Origin of the sequence: Aeromonas sp. sia0103 (assembly GCF_963895295.1) — a bacterium.
Taxonomy (GTDB): Bacteria; Pseudomonadota; Gammaproteobacteria; order Enterobacterales; family Aeromonadaceae; genus Aeromonas; species Aeromonas encheleia.
Genome location: NZ_CAWQKG010000033.1, coordinates 503,176 through 524,548, shown reverse-complemented (window position 1 = coordinate 524,548; position 21,373 = coordinate 503,176). Strand labels below are relative to the sequence as shown.

Below are 21,373 nucleotides of genomic sequence, written 5' to 3'. Positions count from 1 at the left end.
CCCCGAACACAGGGGGCTATTTCGATTTGATGGATATGAGCTGTCCCGCGGCAGAGCGCCGGACAGGGACCGAGAACCCGGAGGAAAGGGCATGAGTCGTACCCTGAACATTGCAGTCTATTTCGATTTTATCTGTCCCTGGTGCCTCATCGGCAAGCGCCAGCTGGAGCAGGCCCTGGCCCGGTTGCGGGTCGAGCGGCCCGAGGTGCGGGTCGCCGTGAGCTGGCGCGGGGTGCAGTTGCTGCCCTATCTGCCGGTGCAGGGGGAGGACTTCAACAGCTTCTATCAGCATCGCCTCGGCTCTGCGCAGGCGGTGCGGCTGCGCCAGGCCCAGGTGCAGCAGGCCGCGGCCAGCGTCGGGCTCAGCCTGGACTTTGGCAACATCCCCCGCATGCCGAACACGGCCGACGCCCATCGGCTGTGGCAGCGTGCCAGCCAGCTGGGCACGGCGGCGCAGCGGGAGGCGCTGCTGGAGCAACTCTTTGTGGCGCACTTCCAGCGGGGCGCCGATCTGGGGGATGGCGCCACCCTGCTGACGTTGGCCGAGGCGGCCGGTTTCTCGTCCACCGCGCTGGTGAGCAGCCTGCAGGGGGATGGGGCCCCCTTCCTGTGCGACGTCGCCGGGGCGGCCAGCCAGGGGGTGCCGAGCTTCGTCATCGACGAGGCCCTGACCCTGTCCGGGGCACAGCCCGCCGAGCAACTGCTGGCCGCGCTGCACCAGGCGCTGGCTCGGCAAGCGCCGGCCTGCGGGCGGCGCATCGCCGTGCCGGCCGAGCGGGTGCCCGCGCCGGGCAAGCGGGCGCTGATCGAGGCGCAAGGCAAGAGCCTGGCGCTGTTCAACATCGACGGCCAGTTCCACGCCATCGATGACAGCTGTCCCCACCAGGGCGCCTCCCTGTGCGGGGGCCGGCTGGAGGGAGCGGTGATCCAGTGCTGCGCCCACGGCCTGCGCTTCAACCTGCACACCGGCTATCTGCTCAACTCGGATCAGCTCAGGGTCGGCCGTTATCCGGTCGAGCAGGAGGGTGAGAGCCTGTTTATCGTCATCGAACCGCAGGAGTCTATCCCATGCACACCCTAGCCATGACAGATCGCTATCAGCGGGTGCGCGAACTGGTGCCCGGCATGGCGGTCAGCATCACGGTCGCGGCCGCCGCGACCTTCCTGTCCGAACACTACGGCGCCCCCGTGCTGCTGTTTGCCCTGCTGCTCGGCATGGGGCTCAACTTCCTCTCCGCCGAAGGGACCTGCAAGGCGGGCATCGAGTTCACGGCGCGCAGCGTGCTGCGCATCGGGGTCGCCCTGCTCGGCATGCGCATCACCCTCGGCCAGATAGCCGAGCTGGGCTGGATGCCGGTGCTGCTGGTGGTCACCCTGGTGGTGGTCACCATAGGACTCTCGGTGGTAGCGGCCAAGCTGATGGGGTTCCAGCGCCTGTTCGGCATGCTGACCGGGGGGGCCACCGCCATCTGCGGCGCCTCCGCCGCCCTGGCCCTGGCCGCGTCCCTGCCCAACCATCCACAGAAGGAGCGGGCCACCCTGTTCACCGTGATCGGGGTCTCGGTGCTCTCGACCCTGGCGATGATCCTCTACCCGATGATCGCTCGCTTCTTCGAGCTGACGCCGGTGGAGTCCGGGGTCTTCCTCGGCGCCACCATCCACGACGTCGCCCAGGTGGTGGGGGCCGGCTACAGCATGTCCACCGAGACCGGGGACGTGGCGACCGTGGTCAAGCTGATGCGGGTCGCCATGCTGCTGCCGGTGATAGTGGTGGCCGCCATGATCACCCGCATGCAGGGGGCGGATCCCGCCTCCGGCAAGCGTCCGCCGCTGCTGCCCCTGTTCGCCGTCGGCTTCCTGGTGCTGGCCTGCATCAACAGCACCGGCTGGGTGCCCGCCGTGGTGCAGGGGGGGACCAACGATCTGTCGCGCTGGTGCCTGGTCATCGCCATCAGCGCCATCGGCATGAAGACGCAGCTCAAGGAGCTGGCCAGGGTGGGCATCAAGCCGATCCTGCTGATGGTGGGGGAGACCACCTTCCTCGCCGCCCTGGTCCTGCTGCTGATGCATTGGGGCATGAAGCCTTGATAACAAACGTCCGATTACGCCGCTGCGCGACTAATCGAACCTACACCACCAACTGAATTCATGGGTTCGAAGCGTGAGCGTAATCGGACGCTCGCGACACCACCTCAAATCAAGAAAATGCAGTAAACACGACAGCGCCCCCGTGGCCAATGGACTAGCCAGAGAGCAGAGAGGTATTTATGAACAAGGTTTATCCCAGCGCCCAGGCCGCTCTTAGCGGTCTGGTGCAGGACGGCATCACCATCGCATCGGGTGGCTTCGGCCTGTGCGGCATCCCCGAGCGGCTCATCGAGGCGCTGGGCGAGAGCGGCAAGCGCGACTTCACCATCATCAGCAACAACTGCGGGGTGGATGAGTTCGGGCTGGGGCCGCTGCTCTACAGCCGCCAGATCAAGAAGATGATCTCCTCCTACGTCGGGGGCAACAAGGAGTTCGAGCGCCAGTACCTGGCGGGCGAGCTGGAGCTGGAGTTCACCCCCCAGGGCACCCTGGCGGAGAAGCTGCGGGCCGGCGGCGCCGGCATCCCGGCCTTCTTCACCCGCACCGGTTACGGGACGCTTATCGCCGAGGGCAAGGAGACCCGCCAGTTCGACGGTGAGTGGTTCGTCATGGAGCGCGCCCTGACCGCCGATCTGGCGCTGATCAAGGGCGCCAGGGCCGACAAGGCGGGCAACCTGATGTTCAACAAGACGGCGCGCAACTTCAATCCGCTCTGTGCCAAGGCGGGGCGCGTCTGCGTGGCCGAGGTGGAGGAGATAGTCGAGGTGGGCGAGCTGGCCCCCGACGAGATCCACCTGCCCGGCATCTACGTGCAGCGACTGGTGCTCAACCCCCATCCCGAGAAGCGCATCGAGGTGCGCACCCTGAGGAGCTGACCGAGCGAGAGATCATGCCGGTATTGAGCTGTCGCGACGGGCACTCGATTCCCCCATTTTGAACAGCGCAGCGACCTGCGCACAGTGAGAAAGGATTTATCACATGGCCTGGACCCGTGAAGAGATGGCGCAACGCGCCGCCCTGGAGCTGCAAGACGGCTTCTACGTCAACCTGGGGATCGGCCTGCCGACCCTGGTCGCGAACTACATCCCGAGCGGCATGGAGGTCTGGCTGCAGAGCGAGAACGGCCTGCTCGGCATAGGTCCCTTCCCGGGGGAGGAGGAGCTGGATCCGGATCTCATCAACGCCGGCAAGCAGACCATCACCACCTTGCCCGGCAGCAGCTTCTTCGACAGCGCCGAGAGCTTCGCCATGATCCGCGGCGGTCACATCAACCTGGCCTTATTGGGCGCCATGCAGGTGTCCGAGCGCGGCGATCTGGCGAACTGGATGATCCCGGGCAAGATGGTCAAGGGCATGGGCGGCGCCATGGATCTGGTGGCGGGGGTCAAGCGGGTGGTAGTGCTGATGGAGCACTGCGCCAAGGGCGGCGCGCACAAGATACTTCCGTGGTGCAACCTGCCGCTGACCGGGGTCGGGGTGGTGGATCGCATCATCAGCGATCTGGCGGTGCTGGATGTCACCCCCGCCGGCCTGCGCCTGGTGGAGATGGCCCCCGGCATCGAGTTTGAGGCGCTGCAAGCCGCCACCGGCTGCACCATACTGCGCTGACGGTTAGCCATCCACGGGGAGGGCGCTCGCGCACTCCCCGTTGTTTTTTGCCCGCCATGCCCGCCTCTTTCCCTTGGCTATCCTGCACCGACCCGTCGCTTCCCGCTGGTTTTCCTCCCCGGTTTCCTTCGCACCTTTTCTGTCGCCCAGATCACTGTTTTCAGCTGAACAGGGGCTGTATGGGGCCGGTCGACGACGAGCGAATCCCACGCCAGCCGCGGGATGCAGCCGCTGTCACCAAATGAAAAGTGACTGACGTTCAATGGCAAGCGCGCCCCCTGAGCGAGGCCTTACAGTCGGCACTAAGAACACAGAGCGCACTCGGACAAGCGATACCCAGGGGAGGCAACCGGCCAACGGCCAGCTTGCCAAACCCGGCGAAACGCCCCGGCCAGCGCCATAAAAAAGCCAACGGAAACGGCAACAAAAATAACAAAACGACGACAACACTCGGAGAGACTGTAATGGATTACAAGCAATCGAGTCATGGCTGCGGCGCCCTTCGCCTCAGCCTGCTGGCCACCACCATCATGGCCGCCCTCATGCCAGCCGCCCAGGCTGTAGAGATCGACACGGACAGCGAGGATTGGTCTGTCCGCTTCGACAACACCGGCAAGTTCAACTACGGCATGCGTACCGAGAGTGCCGATGACCGCATGCTCGCCACCCCGAACAACAACGATGGCGACTACAACTTCAAGGATTCCGGTGACACCGTCGCCACCCGCTTCGACCTGCTGACCGAGCTGGACGTGGTCAATCAGGGCAACAAGGGTTTTCGCATCAGCGCCGCCAGCTGGTATGACTACGCCTACAACGACGTCGGCGCCGATGACAACCCCTTCATCAACGGCAACAGCGCGAGTTCCGGCATCGTCGGGCTGCCCCCGGTGGCAGGCAACCGTCACCTGAGTGACTACGCCGATCGCTACTATCACGGTCCCTCCGGCGAGCTGCTCGACGCCTTCGTGTTCTTCAGCTCCGAGGTGGGCGACGAATCCCTGGTCAGCGTCAAGGTCGGCCAGCACAACCTCTACTGGGGCGAGACCCTGCTCAACCCGGTGCACTCGATGAGCTACGGCCAGTCCGGCCTGGATCTCGCCAAGCTGGCGGCCTCCCCGGGCACCGAGGCCAAGGAGCTGTTCGTGCCGCGCAACCAGATCTCGGCCTCCTTCACCCTCAACCCGGAGTTGACCTTCGCCGCCCAGTACTTCCTCGAGTGGGATGCCGCGCGTCTGCCGGAGGCGGGCACCTATTACGGCAGCTCGGATCTGGTGGGCTTCGGCGCCCAGTCCTTCCTGCTGGGTCATACCGGGGGCCCTGGCCTGGCCGGACCGAGCGGCACCCTGAGCAACATTCGCCGCGGTGAAGACATAGAGCCGGGCAAGCACGGCGACTGGGGCATCATGGCCAAGTGGTCACCGGAGGCACTGGACGGCACCCTGGGCGCCTTCTACCGCCGTACCGCCGACATCCTGCCCCAGGCGGTGCTGGATGCCCGTGGCCTGAGTGTCCGCGGCGCCACCGCCAACCCGATCCTCAACCTGCGCAACTCCATCTCGACCACCAGCTACTCCCTGGCCTATGGCGAAGACATCGACATCTTCGGCCTCAGCCTCTCCAAGGACGTGGCCGGGGTCAGCGTCGGCAGCGACCTGAACTACCGCCACAACATGCCGCTCTCCAGCATCCCGGCGCTGCTCAGCGCCTCGGGCCCGGGTGGACTGGCCGCCGGCCTGGGGGCCCTGCCTCCGCGCCATGACAGTACCGGGGTGATCACCGATGACTCCGATGGCTACAGCGCCACCGGCGAGACCCTGCACTGGACCCTCAACGGCCTGATGACCATAGCCGACACCCCGCTGTTCGATGCGGCCGCCCTGCTCGGCGAGCTCTACTACAGCAACCTGCTGGATCTGAACGATCACAACAAGGCGCTCTACAAGGGCGAGGACAGCTACACCGGCATCGACAAGCCGACCACGGACAACTGGGGGCTGGCGGTCAACTTCACGCCTATCTGGTATCAGGTGCTCCCGGGTGTCGACATGAGCATGCCGCTGTCGGTCAACTGGGGCCTGGCGGGCATCTCCCCGGTGCAGGCCGGCGGGGCGAAAGACACCGGCAACTACGCCGTCGGGCTGGGGGCCACCATCTACAACCAGTACTTCGTCGACCTGAAATACGTGGACTCCTTCGGCAAGTCGGCCGACTGCAACGACGGCGGCACCGATGGCTCTACCCCGAATGCGCTGGACGCGACCCAACGCAACACTTGCTACGCAGGCGGCTACTCCTCCTTCTCCGGTGGCGGCGCCACCACGGAAGACAGAGGCGCCATCTACCTGACCCTGAAGACCTCTTACTGATCCTCGGTGAGTCACCGAGCAGGAGCACAACATGATGAAATGTGAACGGACAGTGCTGGCCGTATCCCTCACCCTGGCCCTCATCGGTCAGGCCGAGGCGGCCGTCACCGCCACCGAGGCGGGCAAACTGGGCAGCAGCCTGACGCAGGTCGGCGCCGAAGTGGCGGCCAACAGCGATGGCAGCATCCCGGCCTACACCGGGGGCCTGACCACCCCGCCCGCCAGCTTCAAGGCCGGCGACAGCATGCGCCCCGATCCCTATGCCAGCGACAAGCCGCTGCTGGTGATCGACGGCAAGAACCTGGCTCAGTACAAGGGCCAGCTGACCGCGACCACCGCCGAGCTGCTGACCCGCTTCCCGGACTTCAGGGTCGATGTCTACCCGACGCACCGCAGCGTGGCCCTGCCGCAGGCGGTGCTGGACAACACCAAGAAGAACGCGCTCAGCGCCAAGACCCTGGAAGGTGGGCTGGCGGTGGACAACGTGCTGCCGGGCATTCCCTTCCCGATCCCCCAGTCGGGGGCCGAGGTGATGTGGAACTTCCTGCTGCGCTATCAGGGGGTGAACATCGCCACCAAGTACGACTCCTGGAACGTCGATTCGTCCGGTGTGGCGGCGCTCTCCACCACAGGTCAGGCCTTCATCAACTACGCCATCTACGAGGACATGGCCAAGCCCATCTCGGCCAGGGACACCTACTACCAGATGAAGCTGTACTACACCGGGCCCGCCCGCCGTGCCGGTGAGGCCATCATGCTGCGCGATGCCGCCAACCCCCTGGAGCAACCGCGCAAGGCCTGGCAGTACCTGCCGGGGCAGCGTCGGGTCAAGCTGGCGCCGAACCTGGCCTATGACACCCCGAACCCGGGCACCTCGGGCGCCGGCACCTATGACGACGTCTTCGTCTTCAACGGCGCGCTGGATCGCTTCGACTGGAAGCTGGTGGGCAAGCAAGAGATGATCGTGCCCTACAACACCTACAAGCTGACCTATGAGCCCGATGCCAGGGCGCTGACCACCCCCAACACCCTGTCGCCGGACTTCGTGCGCTGGGAGAAACACCGGGTCTGGGTGGTGGAAGGCTCGCTGAAGGCCGGTGAGCGCCACATCTATGCCAAGCGTCGCTTCTACATCGACGAGGACAGCTGGATGGCGCTGGCCTCCGACCAGTACGACGCCCGTGGTCAGCTCTATCGCGGCTCCTTCGCCTTCCTGAGCCAGAGCTACGACAAGCAGACCCCGGATGCCACCCCCTTCATGATCTATGACCTGGTGGCGGGCTCCTACAACATCAACGGTGTAGTGGGTCCCTACGGCGGCATCAAGTATGGCGCCTCCCTGTCGAAGGCCAAGTGGTCGCCGGAGTCCCTGGCCGGGGCCGGGATCCGCTAGTCGTCATAGAGGTCCGGCTCCCGGGAAGGGGCCGGACCTCTTGATGTTGGCGCCGGGGGGCACAGTCCCCCCGGCGCACCCTGACAAAAGGACGTGGTATGGGTTCATTCAAGAAGTTGGCACCGTGGTTGTTCTGCGCCCTGCTGACACCGAGCGCGGCGCAGGCGTCCGACTATGTTGACGTGCTGGACTTGCCAGCCAAACCGAGCGCGCTGGCCCAGCGCAGCCCCTTGCTGGACCTGGCCACGGCCGGCCAGCGGCTGGTGGCGGTGGGGCAGCGCGGCCATATTCTCTACTCCGACGACGCCGGCAAGCAGTGGCAGCAAGCGACTGTGCCGGTGAGCGCCGATCTCAATGCGGTCTATTTCCCGACCCCCGAACAGGGCTGGGCGGTGGGCGGCGATGGGGTGGTGCTGCACAGCCAGGATGCCGGCGCCAGCTGGCAGAAACAGCTGGACGGCCGCCAGATAGGCGAGTTGGTCTTGCGCCATTACTCGGTCCTGGCCAAGGCCGAGCCGGACAACGAACAGTGGGCCGCCCTGACCGAAGAGGGCCAGCGGCTGGTGGAGGAGGGGGCCGACAAGCCGCTGCTCGACGTCTGGTTCGCCAATGACCGGCTCGGCTACGTGGTCGGTGTCTTCAACCTGATCCTGCGCACCGAGGATGGCGGCCAGAACTGGACGCCGCTGCAGGATCGCACCGACAACCCGCAGGGGTTTCACCTCAATGCCATCAACGGCACCGGCGACGGACTCTATCTGGTCGGTGAGCAGGGCCTGCTGCGCAAGTGGGACGAGACCCGGCAGCGCTTCCTCGACGTTCCCACCCCCTATGAAGGCAGCTACTTTGGCGTGATCGGCAGGGCCGGCGAGCTGATCGTCTATGGCCTGCGCGGTCATGTGTTCCGCAGCACCGACGGGGGCAACAACTGGGCCCAGCTCGACAGTGGCCTGCCCATCAGCATCAGCGCGGCGGTGCAAGGCAGCGATGGCCACTACCGCCTGTTCACCCAGGCCGGCCAGATGCTGCGGGTGCAGGATGGCAACGGCCCTCTGCAGCGACTGCCCCAGGCCGAACCCTCACCGGTGGCCGGCGCGGCGCTGACCGCGAGCGGGACGCTGGCGCTGGTCGGCAGCCGTGGTGTGCGCACCCTGGCCGCCGAATAACGAGAATAACGAGAGCGAGAACGCAGACATGAGCAATGTGAAGCAAGAGACCATGCCGGTGATCCGCGACCTGGCACAGTTCGACAAGCGCAGCGGCAATCTGCTGGAGCGGATGGTGTTCAACCACAGGCCGCTATTCATGCTCTTCATGACGCTGGCCACCCTGGTGTTCGGCTACATGGCGATGACCAGGCTGACCCTGTCCCCCAGCTTCGAGAAGATGATCCCCCAGAGCCAGCCCTACATCAAAAACTTCCTGGAGAACCGCAACTCGCTGCGGGGCCTTGGCAACTCGGTGCGGGTGGTGGTGGAGAACAGCCAGGGTGACATCTTCGATCCCGACTACCTGGCCGTGCTCAAGCAGGTCAACGACGAGCTGTTCCTCGGCGACGGCGTGGACCGCGCCTGGATGAAGTCCCTGTGGAGCCCGGCGGTGCGCTGGACCGAGGTGACGGAGGAGGGCTTCCAGGGCGGCCCCGTGATGCCCGACTCCTACAAGGGCACCCCCGCCGACATCGATCAACTGCGCCAGAACATCAACCGGGCCGGCATCGTCGGCAGCCTGGTGGCCAACGACTTCAAGTCGACCATGCTGATAGTGCCGCTGCTGGACAAGGCCTCGGCCACTGGCAAGCCGCTCAACTACCACCAGTTCTCCCAGCGCATCGAGCAGTTGCGCGACAGGATTGAGTTCGCCGGAGCGCCCCATCAGGCGGGCGAGGAGGGGCAGGGCAAGTACAAGATCCGGGTGATCGGCTTCGCCAAGCTGGTGGGGGACCTGATCGACGGCCTCATCCAGGTGATCATGTTCTTCGGCCTGGCGGTGCTGACGTCGCTCGGCATCATCTTCCTCTATACCCGCTGCGTGCGCAGCACCTTGCTCGTGGTGGGCTGCTCCCTCATCGCCGTGGTGTGGCAGCTGGGCATAGTCGCCTGGCTCGGCTACGCCATAGACCCTTACTCGGTGCTGGTGCCCTTCCTGATCTTCGCCATCGGCGTCTCCCACGCGGCGCAGAAGATGAACGGCATCATGCAGGACATAGCCCGCGGCACCCATCGCCTGATCGCCGCCCGCTACACCTTCCGCCGGCTGTTCCTCGCCGGGGTCACCGCGCTGCTCGCCGACGCGGTCGGCTTCGCGGTGCTGATGCTGATCGACATCCCGGTCATTCAGGATCTCGCCATCACCGCCAGCATAGGGGTGGCGGTGCTCATCTTCACCTCCCTGCTGCTGATGCCGGTGGCGCTCTCCTTCGTCGGGGTCGGTCGCAAGGCGGCCGAGCGGGCGCTGCGGATCGATAACCGCGCCGCGGCGCACCGGGGCTTCGGCAAGCTGTGGGATCTGCTCGATCGCTTCACCACCCGCAACTGGGCCACCGGCATAGTGCTGGCGGGTCTGGCGATGGGGATTGGGGGCTTCCTGGTCAGCCAGCAGTTGAAGATCGGCGATCTCGACAGCGGGGCGCCCGAGCTGCGGGCCGACTCGCGCTACAACCTGGACAACGGCTACATCACCCGCCACTACGCGCTCTCCAGCGATCTGTTCGCGGTGATGATCAAGACGGCGCCGGAAGGCTGCCTGGACTACAAGACCCTGATCCTGGCCGACCGCCTGGCCTGGGATCTGCAGCAGTACCCGGGGGTGCAGGCCACCTCGTCGCTGGTCAATGCGGTGCGCCAGATCACCGCCGGCACCTACGAGGGCAACCCCAAGCTTGCCAGCATCCAGCGCAACCAGAACGTGCTGAACTATGCCGCCCAGCAGGCCTCGGTCAACGCCCCCGAGCTGTTCAACACCGACTGCTCCGTGATGCCGGTGATCGCCTACCTCAAGGATCACAAGGCCGAGACGCTCAACGCGGTGGTGGCCATCGCCGACAAGTTCGCCCGTGAGAACAGCACGGCGGATCGCCAGTTCCTGCTCGCCGCGGGCAGCGCCGGCATCGAGGCCGCCACCAACATGGTGGTGCACGAGGCCAACCGCACCATGCTGCTCTATGTCTATCTGGCGGTGACCCTGTTCTGCCTCATCACCTTCCGCAGCTGGCGGGCGACCCTGGTGGCCCTGGTGCCGCTGATGCTCACCTCGGTGCTGTGCGAGGCGCTGATGGTGGCCATGGGCATAGGCGTCAAGGTGGCGACCCTGCCGGTGATCGCGCTCGGGGTCGGCATAGGGGTGGACTACGCGCTCTATCTGCTGAGCGTGCAGCTGCACTACCAGCGCCAGGGCATGCCGCTGATGGAGGCCTATCGCAACGCCGTGGCCTTCACCGGCCGGGTGGTTGGCCTGGTCGGCATCACCCTGGCGGCTGGCGTGGTGGGTTGGGCCTGGTCCCCCATCAAGTTCCAGGCCGACATGGGCATACTGCTCACCTTCATGTTCCTGTGGAACATGCTGGGGGCGCTGATCGGGATCCCGGCGCTGTCCTACTTCCTGCTGTCCGGCCCCAAGGGGCTGGCGGCTGCGTCCCCCCAGGCAAAGGAGGAGCCCTCTTCCCCAGACGCCGCCAAGGTAACGCCTAACCAGATGGCCGCCAGTGTCGACGTCGGTTAAGAGGAGAGGGCGGACGAGCACGCCAGGCTCAGATGATTGAGAACCCAGAAAGCAAGAAGAGGGAGGCATGATGCCTCCCTCTTCTACGTCTGTCGGTCGGCATGCCGCGACCCTCAGGGCGCACCGCTTTGCCACCCACGTCGAACCCTTATCATCAGACGCAACCCAAGCCATGCTAGTCAGCTACCCGTCGCTGCCGGTGTCGATGTCGATGCCAGTGAGGGGTTGTCGGCAGGTCTGACAAAGGGAGAGGCAACCAGAGAGAGGGGAAGCAATAGCAAGCGAGGAGAAGCAGTAACAGAGAGGGGAGGCATGTTGCCTCCCCTCTCTGTTATCTCATGACCTTGTTATCTCATGATATCGGGAGGGTCGCCTCCCGCAGGGGGTCACTCAGCCATAGGCCAGGCTGGTGCGGGCACTCTGGACCGCCTTGGGCACTATCTTGTGGCGGGAGCGCCAGGTGGCGGGGGGCATGCCGAACTGCGCGCTGAACCAGCGGGTGAAGGAGCTGGGCATGGAGTAGCCGAGCATGTCGGCGATGTGACCGAGGGAGTAGCCCGCGTTCTTCAGGTAGCGGATCACCAGATCCCGTCGCACCTCGTTGACCAGCTCGCTGAAGGTGGCGCCGCTCTCTTCCAGATGACGTTGCAGGGTGCGCACGTTCATCCCCAGGGTGCTGGCGATCTGCTCTATGGTGGCGCGCCCCATGGGGAGCAGCAGGTAGATGGCCTTGCGCACCTCCACCAGCACGGATTGCTGGGTCTCCACCAGCAGGGTGTCGAGGTACTGGCGCGCATGGCGGGCCATGGCCTGATTGGCGAGGGGGTTGGGAACGTCCAGATCGACGGACTGGCATACGATGCCGTTGAACTCGCTGCCAAACTCCAGCTTGCAGCCAAACAGGCGCTTGTGGAGGCTGAGATCCGCCGGCGCATCATGGGTGAAGTTGACGCTGATGGGGTGCCAGTTGCTGCCGACGCCGACCTGGGCGGCGCAGAAGCGATACATGACGCCCACCGCCAGCTCGGTGACCTGGCGTGACGGCATGGGGGCGTCTGTGATGATCTCCTCGCGGATGATGACCGTCTTGCCCGCCTCCTCGATGAAGATCGCCAGCGAATTGTTGAACAGCTGGATGTATTGCACCATCACCTGCAGGGCTTCACGCAGATTGGGCTGGTAGCTGAGCAGCAGGCTGACCTCGCCAAAGTCCGATAGCTGGCGGTGTTCCGCCATGCGCAAACCCAGGCTGCTGCAAGCACCGACCCGGGCCGACAGCTCGAGCAACTTGACGATGGCCGAGACGGGAACCCGTTGGTTGGGGACATCCAGCACAGAGGCGCTGAGTCCGGCTTGTGCCAGCAGGCTGGGGGTGTTCAATCCCAATTGGCGGGCGACGTCGAGATAATTGGTAAGGGTAGCGGCTCTGGCGAAGAGGGTCATATTACAGCTCCAATGACAACGGCTCACATGCTGACTTGCTTGTTATTAACCTACTTTTATCATTTCATTTACAAAATGAGAAGAGACTTGTCACTAGTCAATTAGTCCTGTGTTTCATCTGATCACCATTCTGGGGGCCGGGTTTTTCGCTGGCCAAGCGGTCGCCGCCGCCTCGTTCCCCCTGTCACAAAATGACAAGCCCATGGCACCCAAGGTAAAGCAGCCGGCGGCGGGGCGTCTTACTGTGTCTCTCAATCGCTTGGCCCGCGCCGAGCCAGCATGAGGGAGTGAGATGAATAAATTGCACACTAGGGCCACGGTATTGATCGTGCCCGGCCTGCGTGACCATGTATCGGATCATTGGCAAACCTTGCTCGCGGCCCGTCTGGCCAAGGTGCATACGGTGCCGCCTTTGGCCTCGGACAAGCTCAGCTGCCAGGCCAGGGTCGATGCCATCGAGCAGGCGCTGGCGACCATAGAGGGGCCGGTGATCCTGGTGGCGCACAGCGCCGGGGTGCTGATGACGGTGCACTGGGCCGCGCGTCATCAAGGTGCGATCAAGGGGGCGCTGCTGGTCACGCCACCGGATCTGGACGCCAGCTGGCCGGCCCATTACCCCAGCCCGCAAGCCATGGCGGACGGTGGCTGGCGCCCGCTACCCCGCACGCGCCTGCCCTTTCCCAGTCTGGTGGCCATGAGCCGCAACGATCCCCTGGCCAGCCAGGATGCGGTGCGCGCCCTGGTCCACGACTGGGGGAGTGAGCTGGTCGACATCGGGGAGGTGGGTCATCTCAACCCGGCGAGCGGCTTCGGCCCCTGGCCCCAGGCGGAGGCCCTGTTGTTGAGTCTCGATGCCTGAGCGGCAGGCGCGGCGCAGGCAAGGTTAGTTCACAGGGGGAGGGATGCCCCCTTCGTCAGTCATCGCATTGAGCATATGAATCGCAAGGAGTGAATATGGTGAAGACCAGGATCATACCGCCAGCGCAGGGAGCCCATGCTTATCCGTTGCTGATCAAGAGTCTGTTGTTGTCGGGAGTGCGCTACCACCCCGATCAGCAGATCGTCTACGCAGACAGGTTGCGCTACGACTATCGCACTCTCAACCAGCGTATCCAGCGCCTGGCCAACATGCTGACCGCGGCCGGGGTCGGGCCCGGTGACACCGTCGCCCTGCTGGACTGGGACAGCCACCGCTCCCTCGAGTGCTTCTTCGCGGTGCCCATGATTGGCGCCGTGCTGCACACGGTCAACGTGCGCTTCTCACCGGAGCAGATTGCCTACACCATGAACCACGCCGAGGATCACCTGGTGCTGGTGCACGATGACTTCCTGCCGATCCTCGAATCTATCCAGAGTGCGCTCCCCACGGTGCGCGGCTACATCCAGCTCACCGATGGCGAGGCCCAGGCCACCAGCCTGCCCAGTCTGGGCGAGTACGAGACGCTGCTGACCGACTCGGATTGCCACTTCGACTTCCCCGATTTTGATGAGCAATCGGTGGCCACCCTGTTCTACACCACGGGCACCACGGGGGATCCCAAGGGGGTCTATTTCAGCCACCGCCAGCTGGTGCTGCACACTCTCAACGAACTCGGCACCCTGGCGGCCCACGCGGGCCAGTCGCTGCTGCAATCCGACGATGTCTACATGCCGATCACCCCCATGTTCCACGTCCACGCCTGGGGAGTGCCCTATGTGGCGACCATGCTCGGGGTGAAGCAGGTCTATCCGGGCCGCTATGAGCCCAACAAGCTGGTGCGCCTCTATCGTGAGGAGGGGGTGACCTTCTCCCACTGCGTGCCGACCATCTTGCAGATGATCCTCGACTGCGAGGAGGCCAGACAGACCTCGTTTGAGGGCTGGAAGATGCTGCTGGGGGGCAGTGCCCTGCCGCTGGGGCTGGCCACCCAGGCACACCACAAGGGGATCCTGATCCACGCCGGCTATGGCATGTCGGAGACCTGCCCACTGCTGTGCGTGGTCCATCTGAGCGAAGAGGAGCTGGCGCTACCCATGGCGGAGCAGCTCCCCCTGCGGATCCGTACCGGCACCCCGATCCCGCTGGTAGATCTGCGCATCATCGATGAGCAGGGCCGGGAGGTGGCGCACGATGGCCAGGCCATGGGGGAGATAGTGGTACGCGCCCCCTGGCTGGCGCAGGGCTATCTGAAGGAGCCGGAAAAAGGTGCCGAGCTCTGGCAGGGCGGCTGGCTGCACACCGGGGACATGGCCTCCATCGATCCCCACGGCACAGTGGAGATCAAGGATCGCATCAAGGATGTGATCAAGACCGGCGGTGAGTGGATAAGCTCGCTGGCGCTGGAGAATCTCATCAGCGCCCATGCCGCCGTTCACGCGGTGGCCGTGGTGGGGATCCCGGACGAGCAGTGGGGCGAGCGCCCGCTGGCGCTGGTGGTGTGCAAGGAGGGGAACCACCTGGATCAACAAGCCATCGCGACCCACCTGCAGCACTTCGTCGATAGCGGCCGCATCAACCGCTGGGCCATCCCGCGCCAGATCCGGGTCGTGCAGGAGATCCCCAAGACCAGTGTCGGCAAGGTCAACAAGAAGCTGATCCGGGAGCAGGAGCTGAGCGCGACCAGGGAAAATTGAGCGCAGCGTCATGAAATGAACAGAAAGGCCCTCAGTTTCCCTACGGAATGAGGGCCTTTATTGTCGGGGTCAATCGCCTTGACTACGCTAATTGAGTTTTAACACAAAAGGCGTGTGCCATGAGTAAGACGCAGAGTCATCTCGTTGATGAAGAAGTAGATTTTTCCGCCCATGAGCAGTTGGTCTCCACCACGGATATGCGGGGTGTCATCACCTACGCGAATGAAAACTTCTGCCGGGTGGCGGGCTACAGCCAGGCGGAGATGATAGGCCAGCATCACAACATGGTGCGCCATCCGGACATGCCAAAGGCGGCCTTTGCCGATCTCTGGGGCAAGCTGAAACAGGGCAAGCCCTGGCGCGGCATGGTCAAGAATCGCTGCAAGGATGGCCGTTACTACTGGGTGGATGCCTATGTCACCCCCATCTTCGAGCAGGGCAGGATCAGTGGCTACCAGTCGGTGCGCAGCCGCGCCGAACCCGAGCTGAAGGCCATTGCCACCCGCACCTACACCAGGCTGAAGGCGAGCGAGCGGGGGGAGCGCCGCGCCGGTGTCGCCCTGGGCCGCTGGGTGCGCCATGGGGTGGCCCTGCTCGGGCTGCTGGCGATGCTCGGGGGGAGCCTCCGTCTGCTGGGCGCCTGGGGGCCGCTGTTTATGCTGCTGCCGCTGGCCTGGCTTGTCCTGCTCTATCGCCACGAGCTGATCGGCACCCCCCGTTACCTGCGCCAGCTGGCCAGCGAGTACGACAGCCTGACCCGGCTCATCTACTCGGGCAATGAGCCCAAGGCTATCGCGGACTTCCACATCAAGCTGCTGCAGGCCCGGATCCGGACCGTGCTGGGGCGAGTGGAGGATGCGACCCTCTCCCTGCAGGATCTGGCCGTGCACCTCAAGACGGCCTCCAGTGAGGCGAGCGCCGACATCGCCGAGCAGGATATCCAGACCCAGCAGGTGGCGGCGGCCATCACCGAGATGGCGGCAACGGCCCACGAGATAGCCCGCAACATCGAGGAGACGGATAGCCAGATAGCCCAGGCCAAGGTGCACTGCCTGCACACCGACCGGCAGCTGGGGGACACCCAGCAGGGCATCACCGAGCTGGCCACCCAGGCCGAGCACGCCTTCAGTGCGGCGGTGGCGCTGGCCGACGAGTCGGAGCGCATCGGGGTGCTGATGAACGAGATCCAGGGGATAGCGGATCAGACCAACTTGCTGGCCCTCAACGCGGCCATCGAGGCGGCGCGGGCGGGGGAACAGGGGCGCGGCTTCGCGGTGGTGGCCGATGAGGTGCGCACCCTGTCGACCCGTACCCACAAGGCGACCGAGCAGATCCAGGGCAGCATAGGGCAGATCCAGCGCACCCTGAACGACTGGAAGGGGATGATGCAGAAGAACCTGCAGCAGACCCAGTCCTGCGTGGCCCTGACCCGGCAGGGATCGGACAGCCTGCAGCAGGTGCTGACGGAGATTGAGCAGGTGGTGGCGCTCTCGACCCAGATCTCGGCCGCGGCGGTGCAGCAGCAGGTGGTGGTCGAGGACATCAGTCAGAACGTCAACGTCATCTCCCAGCATTCCCACACCAACAGCAGCAAGATGCAGGTGGTGAACGAGTCGAGCGATATCCTGCTCACCAAGGCAAGGCAACTCAAGTCTCTGGGGCAGACCTTCGGCTGACTCGGGGACCGTCTCAATACAGCAAATACAACAAGGCCACCCCAGGGTGGTCTTGTTGCATGAGGACTGCATGGATTGGCGACGAGCAAGCCTGCGAGGGGCGACTCAGCCCAGGGTCCGCTGTTTCTCCAGCACTATGCCCTTGTCGCCATACATGGCCTGATCGGCGTTGATCAGCCACTGCTCCGCGCTCCAGCCGACCTGGTAGGGACTGACCCCCACGCTGATCCCGACCGACAGGGAGTGGCCATTGACCTCGAAGGGCGGGATCATGGCCAGCCGGATCACCTCGGCCACCTCCTCGGCCTGCCAGCTGTCGTGGTCGGGCAGCAACAGCACGAACTCATCCCCCGCCAGCCTGGCGAAGAAACGTCGGTGGCCGAGGCTGTGATTGATCCGCTCCGCCAGCTGGCAGAGCAGGGCATCGCCACAGCTGTGGCCGTAGCTGTCGTTGACCTGCTTGAAGCTGTCGAGATCGCAGAACAGCAGGCAGCCGGGATCGGGGTGTTGGATCTGCAGCTCCAGTTGCTCCATCAGGCTCAGGCGATTGGGCAGTCCGGTGAGCGGATCCTGGCGCGCCAGCTGCAATATTTCTTGCTCTCGCAGCTTGCGCAGGGCAACTTCCCGGTTGAGTCGCTCGTTGTTGATGAGCAGGTAGATGCTCAGCAGCAGGATGAGGGCGCCCACGGCCAGGCTCAGCAAGAACCAGGGGCGCCAGAATGCCCACTGCTCCGAGGGGGCCTGATAGAGGAAGTCTGCCAGCGGCAGGGGCCGCGGGATGAGGCCTATCTCCGTCAGCTGCTCCATGATGTGGCCGAAGCGATCCGGATTCATATACCCGATCTCCACATAGAGCGGCTGTATCATCTCCTTGCTCATCTGCAGCTCGTACTCCATGTGGGCCTGGCTGCGGTTGACGCCATACTCCTTGCGCAGCAGGGCAATGGCCTCCGCCGGATGGGACAGCGCGTAGCGCCACCCCTTCAGGCTGGCGGCGCGAAAGCGCTCCACCCGCGCCGGGTCGATCCGCTCTTGCGCCTGGGTGGTGAACAGGATGTCGCTGTAAAAGTCGATGCCGTAGTTGCGAGGGTTGATGATGGAGACCGCGATGCCCCGCTCCTCCAGGTAGAAGGGCTCGTTGCTGAGATAGGCGTTGAAGATATCGACCTTGCCCTCGATCAGATCGTCGATATTGACCGAGGTCGGAATGGGGGTGAGCTGGCGCTCGTGCAGTCCTTGATAGTAGAGGGTGGCGAGCAGCTCGGCATCCTGATGGCCGGGAAACATCATGATCCGTTTGCCCCTCATGTCCGCAACGGTGAGAATGCCGCTGTCACGACGGGCCAGGAAGATGGACGGCGAATGCTGATAGACACTGGCGAGGGCCAGCAAGGGCTCGCCATGGGCATAGCCGGTCAGCACCTCGGTGTTGCCGACGCCAAAATCGGCGCGCCCGGCCAGCACCTCCTGTACCGGGCTTATTCCCTTGCCACCAGGCCGGATCTCGACATCCAGGCCGACATTGGCATAGAAGCCCTTGGCCTTGGCCATGTGGTAGCCCACGAATTGGGGCTGGTGCAGCCAGCGCAGCTGCAGGACTACCCGATCGGGAGAGTCGAGCGAGCGCTCACCGGCCTGGAGGGGGGAACTGGCAACGAGCAATAGCAGCCAAAGCAAGCATCTCTTCATCCGTGCGATTCTTGTGCTGAAGGTCCATGGGGTGTGGCCAGTCGCCCGATCACAACTTATTAATAAATGTCATTCTAAAGGGTTCTAGATGTACCGGATACTGTCGCAGCAGAAAGATTTTATGGTGATCAACAAGGGGCCAGGCCTTGGTATGCATGATGAGGCGGGCGAGCCCGGCCTGATCAATCTGATGCGTGCCGAGACCGGGCTGGAGCTCTACCCCGTGCATCGACTCGACAAGATGACCTCGGGGCTGTTGCTGCTGGCCCGCACCCCGGCGGCGAACCGGGCGCTCAGCATGGGGTTTGCCGAGCGGCGGGTGAGCAAGCAGTACCTGGCGCTCTCGGATCGCAAGCCGAAGAAGAAGCAGGGCTGGGTCAAGGGCGACATGCAGAAAGGGCGAGGCGGCAGCTGGATGCTGGCACGCAGCCTGGACAATCCCGCCATCAGCTGGTTCGACTCCTGCCCGGTGCGGGAAGGCTTGCGGCTCTATCGCATCAAGCCCCAGACCGGCAAGACCCACCAGATCCGGGTCGCCCTGAAAAGCATAGGGGCGCCTATCCTGGGGGACGAGCGCTACGGCGGCACCCCGGCGGATCGCGGCTACCTCCATGCCTGGCGGCTGAGTTTCAGCCTGGATGGCGTGCCTTTCGATTTCATCTGCCCGCCGGAGGAGGGGGCCGAGTTTCTCACCCCCGAACTCGATGCCGCCATCGCCGGGCTGAGCGAATGAGCCACGAGCTGGGGGCCTTGCCCACGGGCTGGATCCTGGCGGACTTTGACGACACCCTGGCCCCGGGCGACAGCCACGCCGGCCTGCTTCGTTACATACTGCGCCGCCGTCGCTGGCCGCTGTTGCTGCTGCCGGTGATCGCGCTGGGCGGGCTTGTCTATCTATTGCCAAGCCGGCGGCGGCGGGGGATCTCGCTCATCTGGTGGGCCATCACCCTGGGGCTCTCGCCCCTGGGTTGGCGCACACTGGTGCGCGCCTATTGCCACACCCGATCCGGCCTGTATCGGGAGGCACGAACCCTGTTGCTGGAAGAAGGGAAGCGTTGCTGGGTGATCTCTGCCAGCCCCCGCGCCTTGGTGCGCGCCCAGCTTCATAGACAACTGCCTGGCCGGCTGCCTCACCGCATCCTGGGATCGCGGATGCACTACCGCTTTGGTGGCCTGATGCCGCGTTTTTACTGTCATGGCCAACACAAGATACTGCCGCGGATCCTGGATCTCGAGGTCGCCCTGGCCCTGAGCGACAGCCCGCACGATCTGCCCTTGCTGGCGTTGGGGGCAGAGGCCTGGCTCATCAATCCCAGCCCCGCTCGCCTGCAACGGGTGCGGGAGCGCCTGCCCCATATCGAACCCAGACAGTGGCGGCTGTAAGCCAGGGCTGACAGCCCCGCGGGTCGCCATGGGTTGCCCCGCAAGGCTGCGCCTTCAATGTCACAATTCATTTACATCTTTGACGGGGTAACCGGAAAAACTATCGTCATCCTGCCTCTTCTCTTCTGCGCGCCCGCTGCCTCTAATGAAACAAGTTGTTAACACCAGATCCCCCCGCGCGGATCTGCATCGGTTTGGCCATGGCAGCTGCCACAGGGCAGCGCCGCAAGGAGCGCATCATGACGACCACTTCCTCTTCCCGTTCCCACACCATCAATCCGCTCGGCACTGATGGCTTCGAATTCGTCGAATACACGGCGCCGGATCCCAAGGGCATCGCCGCCCTCAAGGCGTTGTTCGTCTCGCTGGGGTTCGCCGAGGTGGCGCAGCACAAGCACAAGCAGTGCTGGCTCTACCGCCAGGGGGACATCAACTTCGTGGTCAACGCCGAGCCCCACTCCCAGGCCGAGCAGTTCGCCAGCCTGCACGGGCCTAGCGTGTGCGGCATGGCGTTTCGGGTGGCGGATGCGGGCAAGGCCCAGCAACATGCCATCGGCAAGGGGGCCAAGCCGTTCGTCGGCAAGATAGGGCCCATGGAGCTCAACATCCCCGCCATCTACGGCATCGGCGAGAGCACCCTGTCATTTGTCGACCGCTACGGCGACAAGGGCTCCATCTACGAGGTGGACTTCGTGTTCTACCCCGACTGGCAGGCGCGCATGGCCGAGGTGGATGCGGGGCTGTACGAGATCGATCACCTGACCCACAACGTCCAGCGCGGCAACATGGATCTCTGGTCGAACTTCTATGAGCGGATCGGCAACTTCCGCGAGATCCGCTACTTCGACATCGAGGGCAAGCTGACCGGCCTGCATTCCCGCGCCATGACGGCTCCCTGCGGCAAGATCCGCATCCCCATCAACGAATCCTCCGACGACAAGTCCCAGATCGAGGAGTACCTGCGCCAGTACAAGGGGGAGGGGATCCAGCACATCGCCCTGGCCTCCAGCGACATCTACCAGACTATCCGTACCCTGCGTGGCCGTGGCACCGGTTTTATGCCGACCCCGGAGACTTACTACGAGAAGGTCAACAGCCGGGTGGAGGGGCATCAGGAGGATCTGGAGGCGCTCAAGGCGCTGCGCATCCTGATCGACGGTTCGCCGACCAAGGATGGCATCCTGCTGCAGATCTTCACCGACACCGTCATCGGCCCGGTGTTCTTCGAGATCATCCAGCGCAAGGGCAACGAAGGCTTCGGCGAGGGCAACTTCCAGGCACTGTTCGAATCCATTGAGCTGGACCAGATCCGCCGTGGTGTGCTGAGCGGCGAGCCCAGCGATGCGTAACGGGATGCGAGACCGTCGAGCGGTATTCATTTCATACGAGGT

The 21,373-nt window shown here is 64.4% G+C and carries 16 protein-coding genes; 14 read left to right on the top strand and 2 right to left on the bottom strand.

The features are described 5' to 3' along the window. The first annotated feature begins 91 nt into the window (after positions 1–91). The 8 genes from AACW18_RS13660 to AACW18_RS13625 all read left to right on the top strand — a co-directional run bounded on the left by AACW18_RS13660 (position 92) and on the right by AACW18_RS13625 (position 11,178). Complete coding sequence (locus AACW18_RS13660; RefSeq protein ID WP_218388966.1) at positions 92–1,081, top strand: DsbA family protein; 990 nt, start codon at positions 92–94, stop codon at positions 1,079–1,081. Then, positions 1,069–2,088: a YeiH family protein gene (locus tag AACW18_RS13655; RefSeq protein ID WP_218388965.1), complete on the top strand. Its 1,020-nt coding sequence runs from the start codon at positions 1,069–1,071 to the stop codon at positions 2,086–2,088. The genes AACW18_RS13660 and AACW18_RS13655 overlap by 13 nt, the downstream gene beginning before the upstream one ends. A gap of 179 nt (positions 2,089–2,267) precedes the next feature. Continuing rightward, complete coding sequence (locus AACW18_RS13650; protein ID WP_218388964.1) at positions 2,268–2,963, top strand: CoA transferase subunit A; 696 nt, start codon at positions 2,268–2,270, stop codon at positions 2,961–2,963. 103 nt (positions 2,964–3,066) lie between these two features. Beyond that, positions 3,067–3,696, top strand: coding sequence for a CoA transferase subunit B (locus AACW18_RS13645; protein WP_218329125.1), 630 nt, complete (start codon positions 3,067–3,069; stop codon positions 3,694–3,696). Between the two features lie 464 nt (positions 3,697–4,160). Continuing rightward, positions 4,161–6,065, top strand: coding sequence for a DUF1302 domain-containing protein (locus tag AACW18_RS13640; protein ID WP_042652475.1), 1,905 nt, complete (start codon positions 4,161–4,163; stop codon positions 6,063–6,065). A 31-nt stretch (positions 6,066–6,096) separates the two neighbouring features. Further along, a complete protein-coding gene (locus AACW18_RS13635; protein WP_242379664.1) occupies positions 6,097–7,458 on the top strand; it encodes a DUF1329 domain-containing protein in 1,362 nt (453 codons plus the stop codon). Between the two features lie 98 nt (positions 7,459–7,556). Then, positions 7,557–8,624 carry a WD40/YVTN/BNR-like repeat-containing protein gene (locus tag AACW18_RS13630; RefSeq protein ID WP_218388963.1) on the top strand — a complete coding sequence of 356 codons (1,068 nt, stop codon included), beginning with the start codon at positions 7,557–7,559 and terminating at the stop codon, positions 8,622–8,624. 28 nt (positions 8,625–8,652) lie between these two features. After that, the gene (locus AACW18_RS13625) at positions 8,653–11,178 is read left to right on the top strand and encodes an efflux RND transporter permease subunit (protein WP_256351879.1); all 2,526 of its coding nucleotides are present in this window, start codon (positions 8,653–8,655) and stop codon (positions 11,176–11,178) included. A 390-nt stretch (positions 11,179–11,568) separates the two neighbouring features. Here the strand turns inward: AACW18_RS13625 and AACW18_RS13620 are convergent, their stop codons facing one another. After that, positions 11,569–12,621, bottom strand: coding sequence for an AraC family transcriptional regulator (locus AACW18_RS13620; protein ID WP_042652472.1), 1,053 nt, complete (start codon positions 12,619–12,621; stop codon positions 11,569–11,571). 292 nt (positions 12,622–12,913) lie between these two features. Here AACW18_RS13620 and AACW18_RS13615 point away from each other — a divergent pair, with 292 nt between their 5' ends. The 3 genes from AACW18_RS13615 to AACW18_RS13605 all read left to right on the top strand — a co-directional run bounded on the left by AACW18_RS13615 (position 12,914) and on the right by AACW18_RS13605 (position 16,910). Next, positions 12,914–13,480, top strand: coding sequence for an RBBP9/YdeN family alpha/beta hydrolase (locus AACW18_RS13615; RefSeq protein WP_218388962.1), 567 nt, complete (start codon positions 12,914–12,916; stop codon positions 13,478–13,480). 95 nt (positions 13,481–13,575) lie between these two features. After that, positions 13,576–15,234, top strand: coding sequence for a fatty acid--CoA ligase (locus tag AACW18_RS13610; RefSeq protein WP_218329123.1), 1,659 nt, complete (start codon positions 13,576–13,578; stop codon positions 15,232–15,234). Positions 15,235–15,353: 119 nt separating this feature from the next. Beyond that, positions 15,354–16,910, top strand: a complete 1,557-nt coding sequence (locus AACW18_RS13605) for a methyl-accepting chemotaxis protein (protein WP_218388961.1) — start codon at positions 15,354–15,356, stop codon at positions 16,908–16,910. 105 nt (positions 16,911–17,015) lie between these two features. Here AACW18_RS13605 and AACW18_RS13600 read toward each other — a convergent pair whose 3' ends face one another. Then, positions 17,016–18,599 carry a GGDEF domain-containing protein gene (locus AACW18_RS13600; protein WP_218388960.1) on the bottom strand — a complete coding sequence of 528 codons (1,584 nt, stop codon included), beginning with the start codon at positions 18,597–18,599 and terminating at the stop codon, positions 17,016–17,018. 88 nt (positions 18,600–18,687) lie between these two features. Here AACW18_RS13600 and AACW18_RS13595 point away from each other — a divergent pair, with 88 nt between their 5' ends. The 3 genes from AACW18_RS13595 (at position 18,688) to hppD (ending at position 21,331) form a co-directional block, all read left to right on the top strand. Continuing rightward, a complete protein-coding gene (locus AACW18_RS13595) occupies positions 18,688–19,332 on the top strand; it encodes a TIGR01621 family pseudouridine synthase (RefSeq protein WP_218388959.1) in 645 nt (214 codons plus the stop codon). Further along, positions 19,329–19,982, top strand: coding sequence for an HAD family hydrolase (locus AACW18_RS13590; RefSeq protein WP_218388958.1), 654 nt, complete (start codon positions 19,329–19,331; stop codon positions 19,980–19,982). The genes AACW18_RS13595 and AACW18_RS13590 overlap by 4 nt, the downstream gene beginning before the upstream one ends. A gap of 239 nt (positions 19,983–20,221) precedes the next feature. Next, positions 20,222–21,331, top strand: a complete 1,110-nt coding sequence (hppD, locus tag AACW18_RS13585) for a 4-hydroxyphenylpyruvate dioxygenase (protein ID WP_218388957.1) — start codon at positions 20,222–20,224, stop codon at positions 21,329–21,331. Positions 21,332–21,373 lie beyond the last annotated feature (42 nt).